General features: G+C 67.3%; 22 protein-coding genes and 1 tRNA gene. 14 read left to right on the top strand and 9 right to left on the bottom strand.

All coding sequences use genetic code 11. From position 1 onward, the window contains the following. The first annotated feature begins 1 nt into the window (after position 1). Genes ACIOD2_RS32420 through ACIOD2_RS32465 form a run of 10 tightly spaced genes read left to right on the top strand, consistent with a single transcriptional unit; the run spans position 2 to position 9,320 of the window. Positions 2–394 carry a hypothetical protein gene (locus ACIOD2_RS32420; RefSeq protein WP_400546659.1) on the top strand — a complete coding sequence of 131 codons (393 nt, stop codon included), beginning with the start codon at positions 2–4 and terminating at the stop codon, positions 392–394. Beyond that, positions 391–513 (top strand): hypothetical protein, encoded by a 123-nt coding sequence (locus ACIOD2_RS32425; protein ID WP_400546662.1) that lies wholly within the window; start codon positions 391–393, stop codon positions 511–513. The genes ACIOD2_RS32420 and ACIOD2_RS32425 overlap by 4 nt, the downstream gene beginning before the upstream one ends. After that, a complete protein-coding gene (locus ACIOD2_RS32430; protein ID WP_400546665.1) occupies positions 510–4,424 on the top strand; it encodes a transglycosylase SLT domain-containing protein in 3,915 nt (1,304 codons plus the stop codon). Before ACIOD2_RS32425 ends, ACIOD2_RS32430 begins: the two co-directional genes overlap by 4 nt. Beyond that, a complete protein-coding gene (locus tag ACIOD2_RS32435) occupies positions 4,421–5,275 on the top strand; it encodes a phage distal tail protein (RefSeq protein WP_400546668.1) in 855 nt (284 codons plus the stop codon). The genes ACIOD2_RS32430 and ACIOD2_RS32435 overlap by 4 nt, the downstream gene beginning before the upstream one ends. After that, positions 5,272–6,435 carry a hypothetical protein gene (locus ACIOD2_RS32440; RefSeq protein WP_400546671.1) on the top strand — a complete coding sequence of 388 codons (1,164 nt, stop codon included), beginning with the start codon at positions 5,272–5,274 and terminating at the stop codon, positions 6,433–6,435. The genes ACIOD2_RS32435 and ACIOD2_RS32440 overlap by 4 nt, the downstream gene beginning before the upstream one ends. 1 nt (position 6,436) lies before the next feature. Continuing rightward, positions 6,437–7,351, top strand: a complete 915-nt coding sequence (locus tag ACIOD2_RS32445) for a hypothetical protein (RefSeq protein ID WP_400546674.1) — start codon at positions 6,437–6,439, stop codon at positions 7,349–7,351. Between the two features lie 34 nt (positions 7,352–7,385). Next, complete coding sequence (locus ACIOD2_RS32450; RefSeq protein ID WP_400546677.1) at positions 7,386–7,820, top strand: hypothetical protein; 435 nt, start codon at positions 7,386–7,388, stop codon at positions 7,818–7,820. After that, on the top strand, positions 7,817–8,158 hold the full coding sequence (locus ACIOD2_RS32455; RefSeq protein ID WP_400546680.1) for a hypothetical protein: 342 nt from the start codon (positions 7,817–7,819) through the stop codon (positions 8,156–8,158). The genes ACIOD2_RS32450 and ACIOD2_RS32455 overlap by 4 nt, the downstream gene beginning before the upstream one ends. Further along, positions 8,158–9,105 (top strand): GH25 family lysozyme, encoded by a 948-nt coding sequence (locus tag ACIOD2_RS32460; RefSeq protein WP_400546683.1) that lies wholly within the window; start codon positions 8,158–8,160, stop codon positions 9,103–9,105. Before ACIOD2_RS32455 ends, ACIOD2_RS32460 begins: the two co-directional genes overlap by 1 nt. 2 nt (positions 9,106–9,107) lie before the next feature. Next, positions 9,108–9,320, top strand: a complete 213-nt coding sequence (locus ACIOD2_RS32465; protein WP_400546686.1) for a holin — start codon at positions 9,108–9,110, stop codon at positions 9,318–9,320. A 129-nt stretch (positions 9,321–9,449) separates the two neighbouring features. On the opposite strand, the gene ACIOD2_RS32470 is transcribed toward ACIOD2_RS32465, so the two are convergent. Both ACIOD2_RS32470 and ACIOD2_RS32475 read right to left on the bottom strand, forming a co-directional pair. Next, on the bottom strand, positions 9,450–9,860 hold the full coding sequence (locus tag ACIOD2_RS32470) for a hypothetical protein (protein ID WP_400546689.1): 411 nt from the start codon (positions 9,858–9,860) through the stop codon (positions 9,450–9,452). Between the two features lie 76 nt (positions 9,861–9,936). Continuing rightward, positions 9,937–10,128 (bottom strand): hypothetical protein, encoded by a 192-nt coding sequence (locus ACIOD2_RS32475; RefSeq protein ID WP_400546692.1) that lies wholly within the window; start codon positions 10,126–10,128, stop codon positions 9,937–9,939. Positions 10,129–10,225: 97 nt separating this feature from the next. Here ACIOD2_RS32475 and ACIOD2_RS32480 point away from each other — a divergent pair, with 97 nt between their 5' ends. Both ACIOD2_RS32480 and ACIOD2_RS32485 read left to right on the top strand, forming a co-directional pair. Then, positions 10,226–10,435, top strand: a complete 210-nt coding sequence (locus ACIOD2_RS32480; RefSeq protein ID WP_400546695.1) for a hypothetical protein — start codon at positions 10,226–10,228, stop codon at positions 10,433–10,435. A gap of 130 nt (positions 10,436–10,565) precedes the next feature. Then, entirely contained in the window at positions 10,566–10,826 is a 261-nt protein-coding gene (locus tag ACIOD2_RS32485) for a hypothetical protein (protein WP_400546698.1), read from the top strand. Between the two features lie 226 nt (positions 10,827–11,052). On the opposite strand, the gene ACIOD2_RS32490 is transcribed toward ACIOD2_RS32485, so the two are convergent. Further along, entirely contained in the window at positions 11,053–11,208 is a 156-nt protein-coding gene (locus tag ACIOD2_RS32490; RefSeq protein ID WP_400546701.1) for a hypothetical protein, read from the bottom strand. Positions 11,209–11,386: 178 nt separating this feature from the next. Then, positions 11,387–11,602: a hypothetical protein gene (locus ACIOD2_RS32495; RefSeq protein WP_400546704.1), complete on the bottom strand. Its 216-nt coding sequence runs from the start codon at positions 11,600–11,602 to the stop codon at positions 11,387–11,389. 104 nt (positions 11,603–11,706) lie between these two features. Here ACIOD2_RS32495 and ACIOD2_RS32500 point away from each other — a divergent pair, with 104 nt between their 5' ends. Continuing rightward, entirely contained in the window at positions 11,707–12,468 is a 762-nt protein-coding gene (locus tag ACIOD2_RS32500; RefSeq protein WP_400546707.1) for a GntR family transcriptional regulator, read from the top strand. Between the two features lie 48 nt (positions 12,469–12,516). Here the strand turns inward: ACIOD2_RS32500 and ACIOD2_RS32505 are convergent, their stop codons facing one another. The 5 genes from ACIOD2_RS32505 to ACIOD2_RS32525 all read right to left on the bottom strand — a co-directional run bounded on the left by ACIOD2_RS32505 (position 12,517) and on the right by ACIOD2_RS32525 (position 15,062). Continuing rightward, on the bottom strand, positions 12,517–12,897 hold the full coding sequence (locus ACIOD2_RS32505; protein ID WP_400546710.1) for a hypothetical protein: 381 nt from the start codon (positions 12,895–12,897) through the stop codon (positions 12,517–12,519). Then, positions 12,890–13,108, bottom strand: coding sequence for a hypothetical protein (locus tag ACIOD2_RS32510; RefSeq protein ID WP_400546713.1), 219 nt, complete (start codon positions 13,106–13,108; stop codon positions 12,890–12,892). Before ACIOD2_RS32510 ends, ACIOD2_RS32505 begins: the two co-directional genes overlap by 8 nt. Beyond that, complete coding sequence (locus ACIOD2_RS32515) at positions 13,101–13,577, bottom strand: hypothetical protein (protein WP_400546716.1); 477 nt, start codon at positions 13,575–13,577, stop codon at positions 13,101–13,103. Before ACIOD2_RS32515 ends, ACIOD2_RS32510 begins: the two co-directional genes overlap by 8 nt. Before the next feature lie 340 nt (positions 13,578–13,917). Next, positions 13,918–13,991 (bottom strand) — tRNA-Arg (locus ACIOD2_RS32520). Positions 13,992–14,678: 687 nt separating this feature from the next. Beyond that, positions 14,679–15,062: a peptidase inhibitor family I36 protein gene (locus ACIOD2_RS32525; protein ID WP_400546719.1), complete on the bottom strand. Its 384-nt coding sequence runs from the start codon at positions 15,060–15,062 to the stop codon at positions 14,679–14,681. A 437-nt stretch (positions 15,063–15,499) separates the two neighbouring features. Between ACIOD2_RS32525 and ACIOD2_RS32530 the strand changes: the two genes are divergently transcribed. Continuing rightward, complete coding sequence (locus ACIOD2_RS32530; RefSeq protein WP_400546722.1) at positions 15,500–16,675, top strand: MFS transporter; 1,176 nt, start codon at positions 15,500–15,502, stop codon at positions 16,673–16,675. Positions 16,676–16,727: the final 52 nt, after the last annotated feature.

The raw sequence follows: 16,727 nt of genomic DNA on the forward strand, positions 1-16,727 counted from the left end.
GATGACAGTGGCACCGAAACTCAGGTTCAAGTTCGACGGCGAAGAGTACGACTTCATGACCTCGCTGAAGGTCAAGGACGCGATCTTCCTGAAGGAGAAAAGCGGCGCAACCACCGCGACGGTGGTGTCCTACCTGGACCGCCGCGACCCCGAGACCATCATCGCGGTCGCGTTCCTCCACCGAAGGGCCGCCGGCAAAGCGGAGCGGTACGAAGACCTCCTGGAGAAGGACGTCATGTCCTTCGACTGGCTCGCCTCGAACATCGAGACCTGCAGCCACTGCGGCGGCCGCGGCATCACCTTCACCGACACCGGTGACACGACGGAGGAAAAGGCCGGGGACCCTACGCAGCCTGGGAAGACCCGGAAGGGCGGTACCTCCAAAACCGCATGACGCTGACCATGCGGTGGTCCTGGACACCGGACCAGATCCTCGAGCTTTCCCTCGCTGACTTCGACGTCTACGTGACTCTCGCCGAGAAGATCTCCGAAGCGGAAAGGGGGGATTCGTGAGCGACCTCTCGTTCAACGTCATAGCCCTGGACAGGGCATCGAAGACGTTCCTGTCTGCGGCGGAGTCGATAGACCGGATGGTCGCGAAGCTCGACAAGCTCGACGGGAAGACCGCCACCGCCACGGTCAACATCAAGACCGACGAGTCGCAGAAGGCCCTCGACTCGTTCACCAACCGGTTCGCCCTGATGACCGCGGGAATCGCCGCGGCTTCCCCGATCGCGGGCGCGGCGATCGTCGGCGGCATCGGCGCAGGATTCATCGGCCTCACCGTCCTGGCACAGAAGTCGAACGAGCAGGTCCAGCAGACCTACAAGACCCTGTGGTCCAATGTGGTCAGCCAAACCCAGGCGGCCACCAGCCAGCTCGTTCCGCAGCTGGTGGCGTCCGGGAACCAGATCGGGCACACGTTCGAGTCGCTCGAACCGCAGATGCGGAGAGCCTTCTCCGCTGCCGGCCCAGACCTGCAGGCTCTGACGAACGGCGTGACACAGTTCGCGACAAACGCCATGCCCGGCGTGACCTCGGCGATGACGAACAGCCTCCCGATCTTCGAAGGCATCGAGCACGCCGCGTCGGATCTGGGTACGTCGTTCGGGACGTCGGTCGCGAGCATCGGCCAGAACTCGTCTGCCTACGGCGCGACGATTCAGTCCTTCGGGCAGATCACCGGGACCGTCCTCGGTCTCGCGGTGACGTTGGTCAACGACCTTGCGCAGGTGTGGGCCGCCAGTGGGCAAGACATCACGGCAGCGATTTCCGGCGTGGCCCAGGTGGCGGCGGGGCTGGCCGGCGGGGCGTTACCGATCCTCACTGCCGGGCTCACCGCTGCAGCTCAGATCCTCACTGTGGTCGCGAACGTTCTCGACCCGTTGTCGCCGTTGCTCGGCACGGTTGGCGTGGCCGCATTGGCGACGTGGGCTGCGTTCAAGCTCGCTTCCGCGGTTTCTGTTGGGGTGAAGGCGCTCGCTACGTCGGTTCTTGACCTCGGCGTGAAGATGGAGACGGGGACGGCCCGCGCCGCCGCGGCCGGGATCGCGATCCAGGGGGTTGGCGCGCGGGCAGCCACGACCGCGGTGGGGACTGCGGCGATGGCGGAGTCGCTGGCCGGTCCGGTCGGGATCGCGCTCGCTGTCGCCACCGTCGGATTCGGGTTGCTGTCGGGCGTCATGAGCAACTCCTCGACGTCGGCAGAAGACCTCGCCGGGTCAATGGGTGGCGTCACGGCCGCCCTGCAGGCATCCAACGGCGAGATCAACACCTCCGTCGTCAACTCGATCCAGTCCGGCGAAGAGTTCAAGAAGGCCGCGGACGCTGCGAAGCAGTTCGGGATCAGCCAAAGTGCTCTCGTTCCTGCGATCACGGGGCAGGGGAACGCTTACGAGAACCTGGTCAAGCAACTGCAGGGTGTCGTTGACGCGAACCATGAGGTTGAGTCGTCGGAATCCGGCGACACCCGTATCTCTTCCGACAAGCTGAACGCCACCGGCACTCAGGCGCAGATGCTGATCGACCGCCTGAAGACCCTTTCGGGGGACTTCAAGGACAGTGCGGCATCCGCGAACCAGCAGAACGTCGCCCTGCAGAACAACGCCTCCACCCTCACTCGCTCCGCCGCAGGCATGGCCGCGGCCTCGAACTTCGCTCAGTCGTTCGGCACGAACGTCTACGACGGTGTCGAGGCTCTGCGGGCGATGGCCCTCGCGTCGGGGGACTCCGCCGCCACGGTCGATCAGCTGACCCGTGCGATGGGCCGGGCGCAGTTGTCCACGGCGAACGCCGGCGCCGCCATCACGACGGCCTTCTCGCAGGCCGACGCTCAGGTGACGCAAGCTCGCCAGTCCGTAGCCCAGGCTGCGCACGGAGTGGAGCAGGCTTCCCGGTCTGTCGCGGACGCGCAGCACGGCGAGGCCACGGCCGCCCGCGGACTCGCCGAGGCGCAGCGCGGCGTGGTGGACGCCCAGCGAGGTGTGGTGACCGCTCAGCGCGCGGTGACAGACGCTCAACGACAGGAGCGGGACGCGCAGGTTTCGTTGAACGAAGCCCGCCAGCAGGCCGTCCGTGACCTCAAGGCCATGCACCAGCAGCTGGACGACCAGTTCACCTCCGAGGCTTCGGCGCGGGTGCGGCTGTTCGACGCGCAGGCCGCCGGCCTGAACGCCGGAGTGGACTCCTCGAACGCCCGCCAGATCGCTTCCGGTCCGGTGACGGCGGAGAACGAGGACAAGGTCAAGGCAGCGATCGACCTTCTGTCGGCGCAGAACGCCCTCAACTCCGCGACCCAGAACGGTGTCTACCTGAAGCAGGACGTCGCCGCTGCGGATGCCCGCGGGGTGGAGGGTTCGAAGGGTGTTGTGTCGGCGCAGCAGCAAGTGGCGTCGGCGCAGCAGCAGGTGCAGGACGCCTCGTATGGGGTGGAGCAGGCCCAGAGGGCTGTTCAGCGTGCCCAGCAGGGCGTGGCGGACGCGGCGTACGCGCAGCAACGTGCCCACCAGGCTGTCAGGGATGCGCAGTACCAGCAGAAGCAGGCTTCTGACCAGCTCACCACCGCGAACCAGGTTCTTGCTGGCGCGGTGGACGCGACGTCGCGTTCGTTCGACTGGAACACCGACGCTGGCAGGCGGAACATCGGGCTGTTGCAGACGTTGTCGGACGCGATCATCAAGGAGTACGGGCCCACTGCGGCGGGGTACAACAAGCTGATCCAGGAGACCGCGGACAAGTTCGGCATCACCACCGGCGCCGCGCAGGACCTCTTGGGCAAGCTAGGGGAGATCCCGAAGGACTTCAAGTTCGGGATGACCGCTGTGGCTGGCGTCGATACGGCCGCTCTGAGCGCGGTGTTCAAGGGTACCTCGGCGGGTGGGTACTTCAACGACTCGATGAACCAGCGCAAAACCATCGGCGGTACGGGGCTGGCGAGCGGCGGGCAGGTCTTCGGGCCCGGCGGCCCGAAGGACGACTTGGTGAACGCTCGGCTCTCGCCGGGTGAGTTCGTGCACCAGGCGGAGGCTGTCGACTACTACGGCGTCGGGTTCATGAAGGCCCTTAACGAACGGCGCGTGCCGAAGTTCGCCGACGGCGGCCTGATGGACGTGATCCAAGCCAACGCTTTCGGCGCCGGGGCTGGATCGTCCTACGCCACGAACATCAACGCGTTCGAGACGATGGGCTTCAAGCACCCGGCGCAGCTCCCGAAGTACGTCCCGCCGGCATACGGCGAGTACACCGGCGGCGGGATCCCCAACTACAAGCCTGGATCAGGCGTCGCACGGTGGTCCGGCGAGGCTATGGCAGCCATGGGCGAGCTCAGCATCCCAGCAAGCTTCCTGCCGGCGGTGCTTCGGCGCATGGCGCAGGAGTCTGGCGGCAACCCGACCATCGTCAACGACTGGGACTCCAACTGGCAGAAGGGCACCCCCAGCGTCGGCCTGATGCAGGTGATCGGCCCGACGTTCCGCGCCAACGCCGGGCCGCATGTCGGGACCTCTCCGTTCATCTACGGCGTCTCCGTGGATCCGGTGTCGAACATCTACGCCGGCCTGAACTACGCCGGCCGCCGGTACTCCGCAGGACATGGCGGCTACCTCGGTGGCGTCCTGTACGCGATGAACAAGCCAGGCGGGTACGCCGCCGGCGGGTTGGTCATGCCGCGGCCTCGTGCGTACGACAACGGCGGCGCGCTCCCGCCGGGGATGAGCACGGTGTGGAACGGCACCGGGAAACCAGAGAACGTCCGCACCTCCAGTCAAGAGGATGCGATCGTCCAATCCCTGAGGGACCTCCGCGCCGCAGTAGACCGAGCATTCACCCGGCCCATGGAAGGCACCCTCCGCACCGAACGAGGGGCATTGCTGGGCGAGTTCGAGGCCGCGTTCCGTCAGCTTGAGCATGAGGGTGGGATGAGGTGACCGCGGAGATCTCCACGTGGGTTGACCCCGCAGGGACACCCACCGTCCTAGACGTGGACTGGGACGCTTCGGGCCGGTTCATGCCGGAACCGAGGTACGCCTCCACCGGCGTGCCGGGCGAGTCAGGTGAGCGGTTCCGGGAGGTCACCCATGCGCTCCGGGACTTCACTGTCCGGCTGGTGATCACTGCCGCCAACGAAGGGGCGTTGCGGACTGCTCTGCGGAACCTGACGACCGCTATGAACCCGCTCCGCGGCGAGGGGACGTTCCGCGTCCAATCCCCGCTGGGGGATGTCCGGGAGATCCCGTGCCGATACCTGACCGGCTTGGGGTTCGCGGAGAAACCCGGCGAGTCGGGGCCGACGATGCAGATGGCGGACGTGACGTTCCGGGCGTTCGATCCTTATTGGAGGGACGCCAACGACAACTCCGTGTCGTACGGGATCGGGCTCACCCCCACGTTCTTCCCGATCTTCCCCCTGAGGCTGACATCCAGCCAGATCGCAGTGGATGCCACCATCACCAACGATGGGGACGTCGAGGTGTGGCCCGTCATCCAGATCACCGGACCGGGCACGTCGATCACCCTGCGGAACCTGACCACCGGCAAGTACATGCAGTTCACCTTCCTCGCCTTGGGCTCAGGGGAGTCGGTCACGATCGATACCCGTCCCGGCTACAAGACCATCATCAAGTCCGACGGCACGTCGATCTTCTTCGACCTCACAGCCACGTCCTCGATGTGGTCCCTTCCTGTTGGGGGGAACGCGATCCGATTGGAGATGGGCGGCGCTCTCGCGGGGGCCTCTTCGATGCAGGTCTCCTATCGCAGGAAGTTCCTGACGCCGTGACCTTCGAATGGAAGGTCTACGCCCGCGACCCGAACTACCAACGCCAGGGCGAGATCGACGACTACAGCGACCTCGAGTGCACCCCCACCTACAACGGCGTCGGGACCTGGAAACTCACTCTGGACAGCCGTGCCCCCACGGCTCGCTTCATGACCAAACCCGGCTGGGGGATCATTCTCACCCGCAACGACTCGACGATCTTCTCCGGAATCCGGACCGACACCCGCCGAACCCGTGATGCCAGAGGCGACCAGATCGAGATCAGCGGCTTCTCCGACGACATCTGGCTGCAGGACCGGTTGGTGTCTCCGTCGCCGACGGAAAGCTCCCCCCCGTACGCACTGCAGGCTTCAGACGTCCGGGCCGGCCTGGCGTCCACGGTGATCGTCGGGTACGTCAACGCCAACCTCGGACCCGGGGCCGTAGCGACACGCAGGAAAGCGAACTTCACCCTGGCCGCCGATCCCGCCATCGGATACGGGGTGAGAGGTGAGGCGCGCTGGGACGCCGACCTGCTGGCCTTTATCCAGCCTCTTGCTCAGACCGGAGCCGTGGGATTCCGTGTGGTTCAAGTCGGGGCAGGGTTGGAGTTTCAGGTGTACGCCCCAACTGACCGAAGCGCGACAGTGAAGTTCTCCGTCGAGATCGGGAACCTCGCCGGATTCGAGTACGCCAGCTCCCGCCCGAAAGCCAACTACGTGTACGTCGGGGCGTCGGGGACAGGGACATCCCGGATTGTGAAGGAGTTCTCCGACGGGGACGCGATCGCATCGTGGGAACGCATCGAAGGAACCCTGGTGAATCAGTCCGCCACGTCGGACTCAACCCAGATCGCTCAGGCCGGCGCGGACGCTTTGGCACAGAACAGCGAGCAGACTTCGCTGTCGTTCACGCCGATCGAGCGAAACGACTTGATGTTCGGGGTGCACTACAACGTCGGTGACTACGTGACGGTTCAGCTGGAACCCACAGTGCCCACCCCGTACGCGAACCAAGGGCAAGTAGTGGACCTCGTTCGCCAAGCGACAATCAACCTGGTTAAGGACGGCCCCCAGACGGTGGTCCCCACGATGGGCACCCCAGCGCGCGGAACGGTAGCGAAACTCATTCGCGCGTTCCAGGATCACGCGCTGCGCCTCAACATGATCGAGAGGCAGTGACATGGCCACCGCTTTGGACTCCTACATGCCCTACGACGCGGGCCCCGGGTCGAACGTCACCGAAGACGGGTGGAGGCAGTTCGCCAGGCACTTCCGCGGCGACGGCGTGATCCGCGGCGTCGGCTCGGAACTCCGTCCCCTGGGTGACAGCACCGGCATGCAGGTGAAAGTCCCCGCTGGGGAGTGCTGGGTACGCGGCCAGTGGGGGGCGAGTACCGCCACGAAAACCCTTCCGATCGCGGCCGCGCACGCCACGCTGCAGCGCCTGGACCTGGTGATCCTCCGCAACGACTTTCTCACCAACCGCATCGAAATCGACGTCCTCACCAACGCCACCCCCGGATCCGGTTCCTATCCGACGCTGACGCAGAACTCCGTGAAGTGGGAGATCCAGCTCGCGCAGGTCACCGTGCCGGCAGCGGCGGTGACGGTGACCTCGGGGAACGTCCGGGCGATCCCGGACTACACCGACGGCTCCTGCTCGTACACGGTGGACAGTTCGTTCCAGAGTGTCGCCAGCGGTGGTTCTGGGAGCCGTATCGACTTCGACGTGGAACAGTTCCCCAGCAGCGTCGTCGGGCGGCCGTCCATCCGCGAGTGGCAGTTCAACCGGGCGGGGTTTTGGCAGATCGTTTTCAACCTCTACTGGAACAACTCCAGCGTCGCCGGTACCAGAACGGCGTGGATTCAGCGCAGCAACGGGGGCAGCGTCAACCCGTCCAGGCTTGCCTTCGACAACCGTCCTGCCGTGTCGGACGCTGGGACCGGACTGAACCTCGTTGGGGAGGATCGCTTCGCGGCAGGGGAGATCGTGGAGTGCTGGGGGTTCCAGACGTCAGGGTCGAGCTTGACGATCCTCGGCACCAGCTCGTTCAACGAGGGCACCCGGGTGGCCCTGAACTGGCTGGGCCCATGACATCGCGTGGAGCACATCCAATGACGGGAGGGGAATGAGCGTGTACATCCGTCGGGGGAAACATCCACACGAAGTCGTCCTGCTCGCAGCTGCCTTCCTGCTCGGGCTGAGCGGCAGCCTCGCATTCAACGCCACGGCAACCTCCACCGCCCGAACCCTGCCCTTCCCGTTCGGGCATCTCCTGTACGCAGGGATGGCGTTCGGCGCCGCGATCGCACTCGTCGGCGTGTTCTGGCCCGGCATCACCGGAGCCCTCATCGAACGCGCCGGCCTGATTCTCGTATCCACGTGGAGCCTCGTCTACGGAGTCGTGGTGCTGTTCAACTCCGGGGCCCGCGGGATCATGTTCGGCGGGTTCATGGCCGCGTTCGCCGCCGCGTCTCTGTGGCGGGTGTGGCAGATCGCGAAGGAGGCCCGGGAGGTGGCCGCTGCACGCGCTTACCTCAAGAGGGCAGGTGGTGAACCGTGAACCCGATCGCGAACGTCCTCGTCGCCGTGTTCGGTGCCCTAGGTGGCTTGGCTGGTCTCGGTGCGCTGCTCACGGTCCGGGGGCAGCGGCGGAAGTTGCTGTCCGAGTCCCACAACATCGACGCTGACGCCGCGACGAAGCTGTCGGCGGCGTCGCTGACGCTCCTGAGGCCCGCGCAGGAGGAGATCGACCGGTTGAGCCGGAAGCTTTCTGACGCGGTGTCGCAGATCGACGCGCTCCAGGCTGAGGTCAACAGTCTGCGAGGTCAGGTGTCGACCATGACCAAGGACCTCGCAGACTCGCACGACGAGATCCGACGACTCACAGGGGATGACTGATGGCTTCTGGCCTTGGGGTGGACGTCCACCCCTACTACCAGCGCGGCGCCCGGTTCGACGGCGTCGAGTACGCGTGGCTGAAGATGACCGACGGCGCCGCTGTCTACGCGAAGAAGGTCGACGGCGTCTGGTACACCACCGACGAGCACGCCCGGTTGTTGCGCCTGCAGCGCACCCCGTTCGGTGGCTACGTGTACGCGCAGCCCGGCGACGGCGCTGCGGAAGCCCGCGTGCTGTGGGGCGAATGCCAGCGTCTCGGCGGAACCGGCGTCGCACCGGCATGCGACATCGAGAGCAACAAGGACATCCACGTCTGGTCGCCGGGTGAGGCCGCCGACCACGGCCGGGCGTTCTGCTCGTGGTTCCGGGCCCGCGGGATCCGGCCGGCGATCTACATGGGTGCCGCGTTCGCGAACACGGTGCGCCCGGACCTCTGGCCGGAGAACCCCGTGGTCTGGATTGCCCGCTACGGCGCGAAGCCCGAAGCCGCGGGGGCGGGACACTACGGCGGCCGCTACGACGTCCACCAGTACAGCTCGAGCGGCACCCTGCCCGGTTCCGCGGGGGCAGTCGACTGGAACCAGTCCTACAACAACAACCACCTCACCAGCCCTACTGGAGGGTTCATGTCCGGATTCAACGGTGATGACTTCGCGTCCCTGATGTGGGGCAACGTCTTCGACGCCACTGGCAGCCGCAACTTCGCCCAGTTCGTCAAGGACATGGACGCGAAACTCACCGGCCTCGGCACGTCTCTGGGTGCGGTGACGAAGCTCCTCACCGACAGCGCCGCGCACCCCGTCGACGCGCAGCAGCTCGCGGACGCGCTCGAGGGGAAGCTCGTCGCCGACCTCGTCCCCGCGGTCACTCAGGCCGTGGCGCAGGCCGCCGGCGAGGAAGCCGCCGACGAAGTCCGCAAGATGCTCGTCGCCAAGCTGGGAGGCTGACCATGAACTACCTCAAGGACCTCGCCGAGCGAGTCGGCTCCACCTTCATCGCTGGGTTCCTGGCTGCGCTGGTCGCGAACTGGACGGGTGTCATCCCGTCCGACTGGAAGGCGTGGCTGCTCACCGGCGCTGTCGCCGGGGTGGCGTCGGTAGTGAAGGGTCTCGTCGCGAAGGGCGTCGGGAACCCGGACAGCGCGAGCCTCACCAAGCGGTAACTCCCATCTGCTCCAAGTTCCTCCAAGACTTGGAGCAGACCGAAGTCGGCCGTCCAACCTCATCCCCTGGACGGTCAGCGGCCCCACACTCCCCCTGCGGAGTGTGGGGCCGTTTTCGTCGTTCCTGGACTACGGCTGCCGCGGCGGACCAGACCGCAACACCATCACCCCGTCGGTCACGCGGACCTTCGCCTGCGTACCGACCTGCACCCAGACTGGCTCATCTGGACTCGACACCGAGAACGCGAACTGGCAGGCCGTCCCGCTCTGACCCTCGAGAACGAGCTTCGAGCTCGCCAGCGGATGTCCCGGCTCGTCGAACACCCACACAGGGGCGCCGTCGTAGACGTCCGCGTAGTCACCCGCTCCGACGCAGTACCCGCCGGTCGCGTAGCCCGCGTCCAGGTCGTACGTCCCGTTCACCGTCTTGCTGGCCGAGGGGCTCGAGAGCGTCACGATGAGGATGAGGGCCACCGCTAGCGCGGCCGCGGCTCCCGCTATGTAGACGATCGGTTTCCGGGCGACTGTGGCTGCGGACATGGCGCGGCCCTCCTCTGGTCCGCTGCTATGTCGTCTGGATCTAGATGGGCGTTGCCTGTGTGACCGGACTGTGACCTTAGGGTTCGATGCCGTGTGCGCGGGCGACGCGGCGAACGTGCTCTCGTGTGCGGCCGATGTCGGTGGCGATGTCTCCTTGCTTCACGCCGGCGGCGAGCGCGTCGAGGATCGCTTTTGGCTCGGCTTCGGTGAGTTGGTCTCGTTCGCGGGCGATCTTGCGGAGTTGGGTGCGGGCTTCGTCTGGGGTCACTGCCAAAGTATGCCACACAGTGTGGCCAACTGGGGTTGCTATGCCAACTGATGTGGCCTACAGTTGTGGCATACCGCAGGCCGCCACGGAGGACCAGATGACCGACCAGCCCTACGCCCCCCAGATCGCCGACAAAGCCACCCTCGCCATCAGTGCCGTCCGCGCCCACATCACCGTCGCCCTCCGCAACGTCGCCGACCGCGGTACCGCCGTCACTCTCCCCGACAACAACAACGGCCCCATCACCGTCACCGCCTACGGCCGCACCATCCAGATCACCACCCAGGACATCACCGACCAGCAGTAGCCACCGCTGAGCCGAAACGCCCTTCGGGCGTCCCCGGAATTGAGACCGGGCTGACGAGGCTCCTCGCTCAGAAACAGCCGACGGCCGTCGCTGCTGAACCATGCCCATCTACAGGAAGCAGAGCACTGCCGTGACCATTCAGGACGACGCCGAACGCTTGCGCGCCCTCGCCTCCTCCGACACGCTCCCGATCGGGATCATGTCCCAGGCGGAAAACCAGCTGCTGGACCTCAACGCGCAGGTGATGGCCATCCTCAACCCGAACACCCAGCACGCGACGAACATCCTCGGGCTGGCCAACGCTGCCGCCGAATCCATCTCCGCCGCGAGGGCGGCGCTGCAGGCGGTCGAGTCCGCGATCCACGACGCCGCCGACCACTACAGCAGCTGATCCAAGACGGTGGTCCCTCCCAGCTCTCGACTGGGAGGGACCACCAGTCGGAGACGATACGCAGACCGGGGCCCCGAGGTGTCTCGGGGCCCGGTTCCTTGCCGGCCCCGTAAGCGAGTCGGCAGGGTGTGAAGTCCGCCCGCCACGGTCGGGGGTACGTGGCGGGCGGACGTTGGGGCCCGGTCGACGCGGCGCGGTGTTCTGATACGTCGCGGCGACCGGGGGATCAGGGGTTGCGATCCGGCGGGAGCGGCTCGGGTTGAGGTGAGCGACTGGGGTCGAGGGCCAGCAGTTGCTCGTCGGTCAGGTCCGACAGGCGTGTCCCTGCAGGGGTGAAGCGGAACTGGTCCTCGTAGTAGCGCGCTACGGTTCGCTCGGTCATCAGAGGCCCTCGTGGAAGTGCTCGCATACGCTCGCTGCGCCCGCGTTGGCATAGACGGTGCCGCAGTGCTGGCAGGTCCGAATGAGGCGGTCGTGCTCGGGCCAGTTGGACCACACGTCTGGCGCTACGCGGAGCTTCGCACGTCCAGGAGCGGGGGTGGCGTGCGTCTTCAGTGCGGTCATCGTCCGCGCCTCTCGTACCACTCCTGGAGCATCTTGCGGATGGCTGCGAGGAGGTCTCCGCCGACGGCTTCGAGGGGGATGAGGGCGATGGGGCCGTCGTCGATGCGGATGGCTGGTTCGCTGTTGAGCATTCCGACGTAGATGTTGATCGGTTTGCCGTCGGCGTTGGTGGTGGGGATGGCTTTGACCATCCACCAGCCGTCGTCTGTCATATCTCGCCCCGGTTACGTTCTGTCACACGTCAGTACGTCTTGGACGACGGTACGCCTGGGATCACAACTGGTCAAGACAAGCTGACCAGTGCGACAATGGTGACATGGTGGATCGCAGAAACGGCATCCCGGCGTTCCGGCAGGTCGCAGCCGATATCCGGCAGAAGATTGCCGCTGGCGACTACGCCGCGGGAGAGCAGCTTCCGAGTGAACGGGAGCTGGTCGAGACCTACGAGGTGTCCCGGCCGACGGTGCGGGACGCGATCACCATGCTCCGCACCGAGGGTCTGGTGACGTCCGAGCATGGCCGTGGCGTGTTCGTGCGCCCGCCGGCGAGCATCCACCGGATCGCGCGGTCTCGGCTGTCGCGGGAGGCGCGGTCACGGAACCGTGGTGCGTTCCTCGCGGACGCTGCGGCGCGCGGGTTCACGCCGTCGACGAGCGTGAAGATCCGGTTTGAGGAAGCTGATGTGCGAGCTGCCGCTCATCTCGATGTGCCAGTGGGCACGGAGTTGACGGTGAGGGACCGGGTGATGCGGGCCGATGGGCTGGTGGTTCAACTCGCGGTGTCCCGGCTCCCGAGGGAGTTGACTCGGGGCACCGCGATCGAGGAGGTCAACACCGGGCCGGGTGGTGCCTATGCACGGCTGGAGGAGGCGGGGCACACGCTCGGCTCGTACGTGGAGCACGTGGGTGCGCGGATGCCGCGGCCGGATGAGGCGACGCTGCTTCAGTTGGCGGACGGGGTCCCGATCATCACGGTGACGCGGGTGGCGTTCACGACTGACGGGCGCCCGGTGGAGATGAACGACATGGTGTTGGCGGCGGATCGGTACGAGCTGTCCTACGAGTGGCCTGCGGACTGATCATGAGCGCAAGATGCCCCCGGCCTAGTGGCCGGGGGCATCGTCATGTCAGGGGGCAGAGGGGATGCTCTCGAAGAGGCACTGAGAGTCGTAGACGTCGGTGAAGGTGATGTTCACGGCGAGGTCGCGGAGCACTCTGTCGTTGCTTGCACGGGTGTCGTCGATCTCGACGCCGTTGACCCTGCTCGCCCGGATCGGGTTGTGGTTGGTCTCGATGTCGTAGACCTCGACGTCCTCGACGATCAGCGGCAGCAGCCGGGTGCGCACGAGGTGGCGGAGGATCGCATGCCAGTTCGCCGGGTGCGGGAGGCTCTGCTCGTCGAGCCAGTCGAGGTAGGCGTCCGGCTCGTCGCCGTCGCCGAAGCCCCACTTCGATAGCAGCCCGTCAGCGTGCAGGATCACGCCGCTCGCGGGGCAGAGGTCATCCACGGGGCACCTCCAGTTGGGCTTCCTGCCAGGCCAGCTGCTCCTCAGCGGCAGCGTCGTCCTCGTGCTCCCGGATGTGGGCGCGGTAGCAGTCGCGGCACATCACGCGAGGGCTGCACGCCATGCACGAGTCCATGTCGTTGAGCTCGAACCAACCACCGCACTTCACGCAGTCGGCGGGCATCTCCGGCATCAGGCCGCTCAGGTCATCCACGGGACACCTCCTTGTCATCGACGATTGAGACGCCGTCCCAGCCGTCGACAGGCGGGTAACACCCCGGCCCCGGGGAGGGCGATGCCCCATCCAGGATGGCGCACGCGCGACGCATGGCACCCTTGTCCGTCAGTCCAGCGTTGCGCCACTCGCTCGCGATGGCGCGGATCTTCTCCAGTTGATCGGTTAGCACCGTGTTCGCCGCGCACGCCTGCACGTACAAACGGTCGCCCTCGGCCCCCTTGCCGGGGTCCAACCAACCAGCTATCCGCAGGGCCTGCGCCACATCCGCGACCTTGACGCGTGGCTCCCAGCCACATCGGTCTTCGTGCACATCCGGGTCGCATTCCAGTCCGCAGGTGCAGCGCTCTACTCGCTCGGACAGCCACTCGCCGTCGATGACGTATTCTGCGGCGATCGACTCGCGGCCCTGCGTGGTGGGCGCCTGTTGCTGGGTAGGATCACTCACGTCGACTTCTCCTCTGGGTTGTCGGCCATGCCCCGGGGGTGTTCGCGCACTCGCCGGGGTCCTGACTGTCCAGTGTGACACGACCCACCGACAGAAACTGGCGAGCTCAGCTCTCCAAACGACGCGCGCCGATCTTCTCGTTGCAGTCGGGGCAGAGGATGCCACCCGGGCCGGCGGGCTGCTGGTCGCACTTGGAGCACATCTTCTCGTCCATGCCGCTGATCAAACCACCCCGCTCCGTCGATGAGCGAGCGGAGTCGAATGTGGTCCGTAAATGGACCATCGCCCGTCGTGGAGTTCGACGGGCGATGGTCAACATGTGCCTTGAGCAGGCATTAGGCGCCCCCGGCAGGACTCGAACCTGCGACCTAGAGATTAGAAGGCTCTTGCTCTATCCAGCTGAGCTACGAGGGCCCGCGCCGACGGCTGCTGCCGGTCGATGCCGGTCTCCCGGCACCGGCAGCTTAGTCGTCGCCATCCTCTCGATCGTTCGACACCGGCGAATCGTTTCAGGTCTCGTTCGACGGAATTCCGAAGCCAGGTCACGAAGCCGTTGCGCCCAGGTGCGGCGCGGGTGGGTGAACCCGCGCGGGTGAGGTGGTGCAGACCTTTCGGTGCTGTGGGTGGTCACTCGGGCGCTATCCGTGGTGCCTTCGCGGTGGGTGAACGGCTCCGGCTGGGCATGCGCGGGGTCCTTTCGGTGCGGTGATTGGGCGGATCGTTGCTGATCAAGGTCCGTCGACCGGGTGGTTTCGCGGCCCGGCGTGCCTGAGGCGGTGACGTTCCGCGGACGGGTGCTTGATGCCGCTGGCGATGGCATGCCCGTGGCGCGAGGTCCGTGAACGGCGTCAGGCGGGTGCCTGGGCCGCCGAACGACGGGCTTTCCGCGCCACCAGGCCAACGAGGGGCGCCGGCGTGGCTACGGTGCCGTAGCCACTGCCTGCGCCGCTCGTGGTGGCCCCGTGGGCGCGCCACGCCGCAGAGGCGCGCCCACGGGGTGGGGCCGCTTCGGGGGTGAGCGGCCCCGGTCGGGCCCGGCTGCCGCCGTGCGAGCCGGCTCGTTCCTGGGAGCAGGCGGCCGGCCGGGCCCGGATCAGGGGGTCACTCCCAGATCTGGATCGCGCGGACCACGAACGGGCCCTTCGGCACGAAGGTGCCACCACCCGGGTAGGTGATGAAATCTCCCTCGGTCGCGCATTCCTCACTCTGGTAGACCGTGACGTCGCGGCTCATCAGATTCGCGAACGACGATCCGTCGAATCCTTCGGGCAGCGGAATGCACTCCCCGGGATTCGAGTTCCGCAGGTCGAAGTGCTGGGTTTCGCCGCCGTAGTCGTCCGCCGACCACAGGCAGAATTCGCCCTTCTGGCAGGCCGGATCCGCCTGCGCGGGTGCGGCCTGGGCGACTCCGGCGCTGGTCAGCAGGCCGAACACGGCCAGGACGAGCAGGTGCGGCAGACGGGCACGGATACGGCGTGCGGACATGGTGATTTCCCCTCCGGAAGTCGCGGCTTTCGCGGGCCGCGGTGAATGTGTGATTCCAGATTGGCGGGTGGCGAGGGAGTTGTCAGCCCGCAATTTCGATTCTGTGGACAACTGCCGGGGCGGGGAATGGTTGTCCACAGATCCGCGAACGGCCTTGTCCGCGGGGCGTGGTGGTGCTAGGCGCGGGCGGTGCCGGCGCGCACCACCAGCTCCACCGGCACCTCGCCGGGCGAGGCCGGGGAAGGTCGCGAGGCTTCGCGCGCCCGGGTGGCCCGGTTCCTTCGCTCGCCCGCAGCACCTGTTCCGACAGCAGGGCGGCCACCTGGTCGGGCCGGTGGCAGGCGTTCGGCACCGTGGCCCGGGAGACCCCGACGGCCAGGCGCGGTCCGGCCGGAATCCGGTGGGCTTTCCGGAGCGCTTGAGTCAGGCTGGGAGCCATGCGGGATCGGGTCGCGGTGTTCACCGTGTTCGCGCTCAACGGGCTGGCCCTGGGCTCCTGGGCGTCGCGCACGCCCGCGCTGTCCGCCCACGTGCACGCCTCACCAGGGGTTTTCGGGCTCGCGTTGCTCGGCGCCAGCGTCGGCATGCTCGCCGCCGCGTCGGTCGCCGGCCGGCTCATCGAACGGGCCGGTGCCCGGGCTGTCGTCGCCGGGAGCACCACCCTCGCGGCCGTCTCCCTGGTGCTGATCGGGTTCGCGCCGAACGTGCCGTTGCTGGCCGGCGCGCTGTTCGTGATCGGGGTCAGCGTCGGGTTGCTCGACGTCGCGATGAACGTCGCCGCGGTCGCCGTCGAACGCCGCGTGGGCCAGCCGATCATGCCGGTGTTCCACGCCGGGTTCAGTTTCGGCGCGCTCGCCGGTTCGCTGGCCGCGGGCCTCGCCGCGGGTCATGACTGGTCCCCGGCGCGCCACCTGACGGTGGCCGCGGTCGTCGCCGTCCTCGTGCTGCTGGCCGTGGTCCGCGCGGTTCCCGGCAGCCGTCCCGAGCACGTCACCGAAGCGGTACCGGCCCGGGCGCCGATCCGCCGCCCGGTGCTGTGGCTGCTGGCCGCGGTCGCGTTGTGCTCGGCCATCGCCGAGGGCGCGTCGTCCGACTGGTCCGCGTTGCTGATGACGGCCGAACGCGGGGTCGGCCCGGGTGCCGCGGCGCTGGCGTTCGCCGGGTTCCAGCTGGTCATGGCCCTGTCCCGGCTCGCGGGGACGTGGGCGCAACGCCGGTTCGGCCCGACGCGCTGCCTCGTCGCGGGCTCCTCGCTCGCCGCGGCCGGCCTGCTCGCGACGGCCGTCGTCCCGGTCGCCGCCGTCGGTTACCTCGGGTTCGCGCTCGCCGGGGCCGGTCTCGCCGCGTCGTTCCCGCTCGCGCTGAGCCTGGCCGGGGACGCCGGGAAGCGCGATGACGGCACCGGCGGCGAGCGTGAGATCGGCTTCGTCACGGCCATCGCCTACACCGGGTTCCTCGGCGGCCCGCCGGTCATCGGCGGCATCGCGCAGGTGAGCGACTACGGCGTGGCCTTCGTTTTCGTCGCGCTCGTCGCGGCGCTGGTCCTGCCCGCCGCGCTGGCCGCCCGCCGGTCGCGACGGCGGGAGGACGCTGCCGCGATGGTCGGCCGGTAGCCGTCCCCGGCACGAAATCCGTACCGCCGACCGGGTTTCCGCCACGGCCGGG

It is taken from the genome of Amycolatopsis sp. NPDC088138, assembly GCF_044741685.1.
Classification (GTDB): domain Bacteria; phylum Actinomycetota; class Actinomycetes; order Mycobacteriales; family Pseudonocardiaceae; genus Amycolatopsis.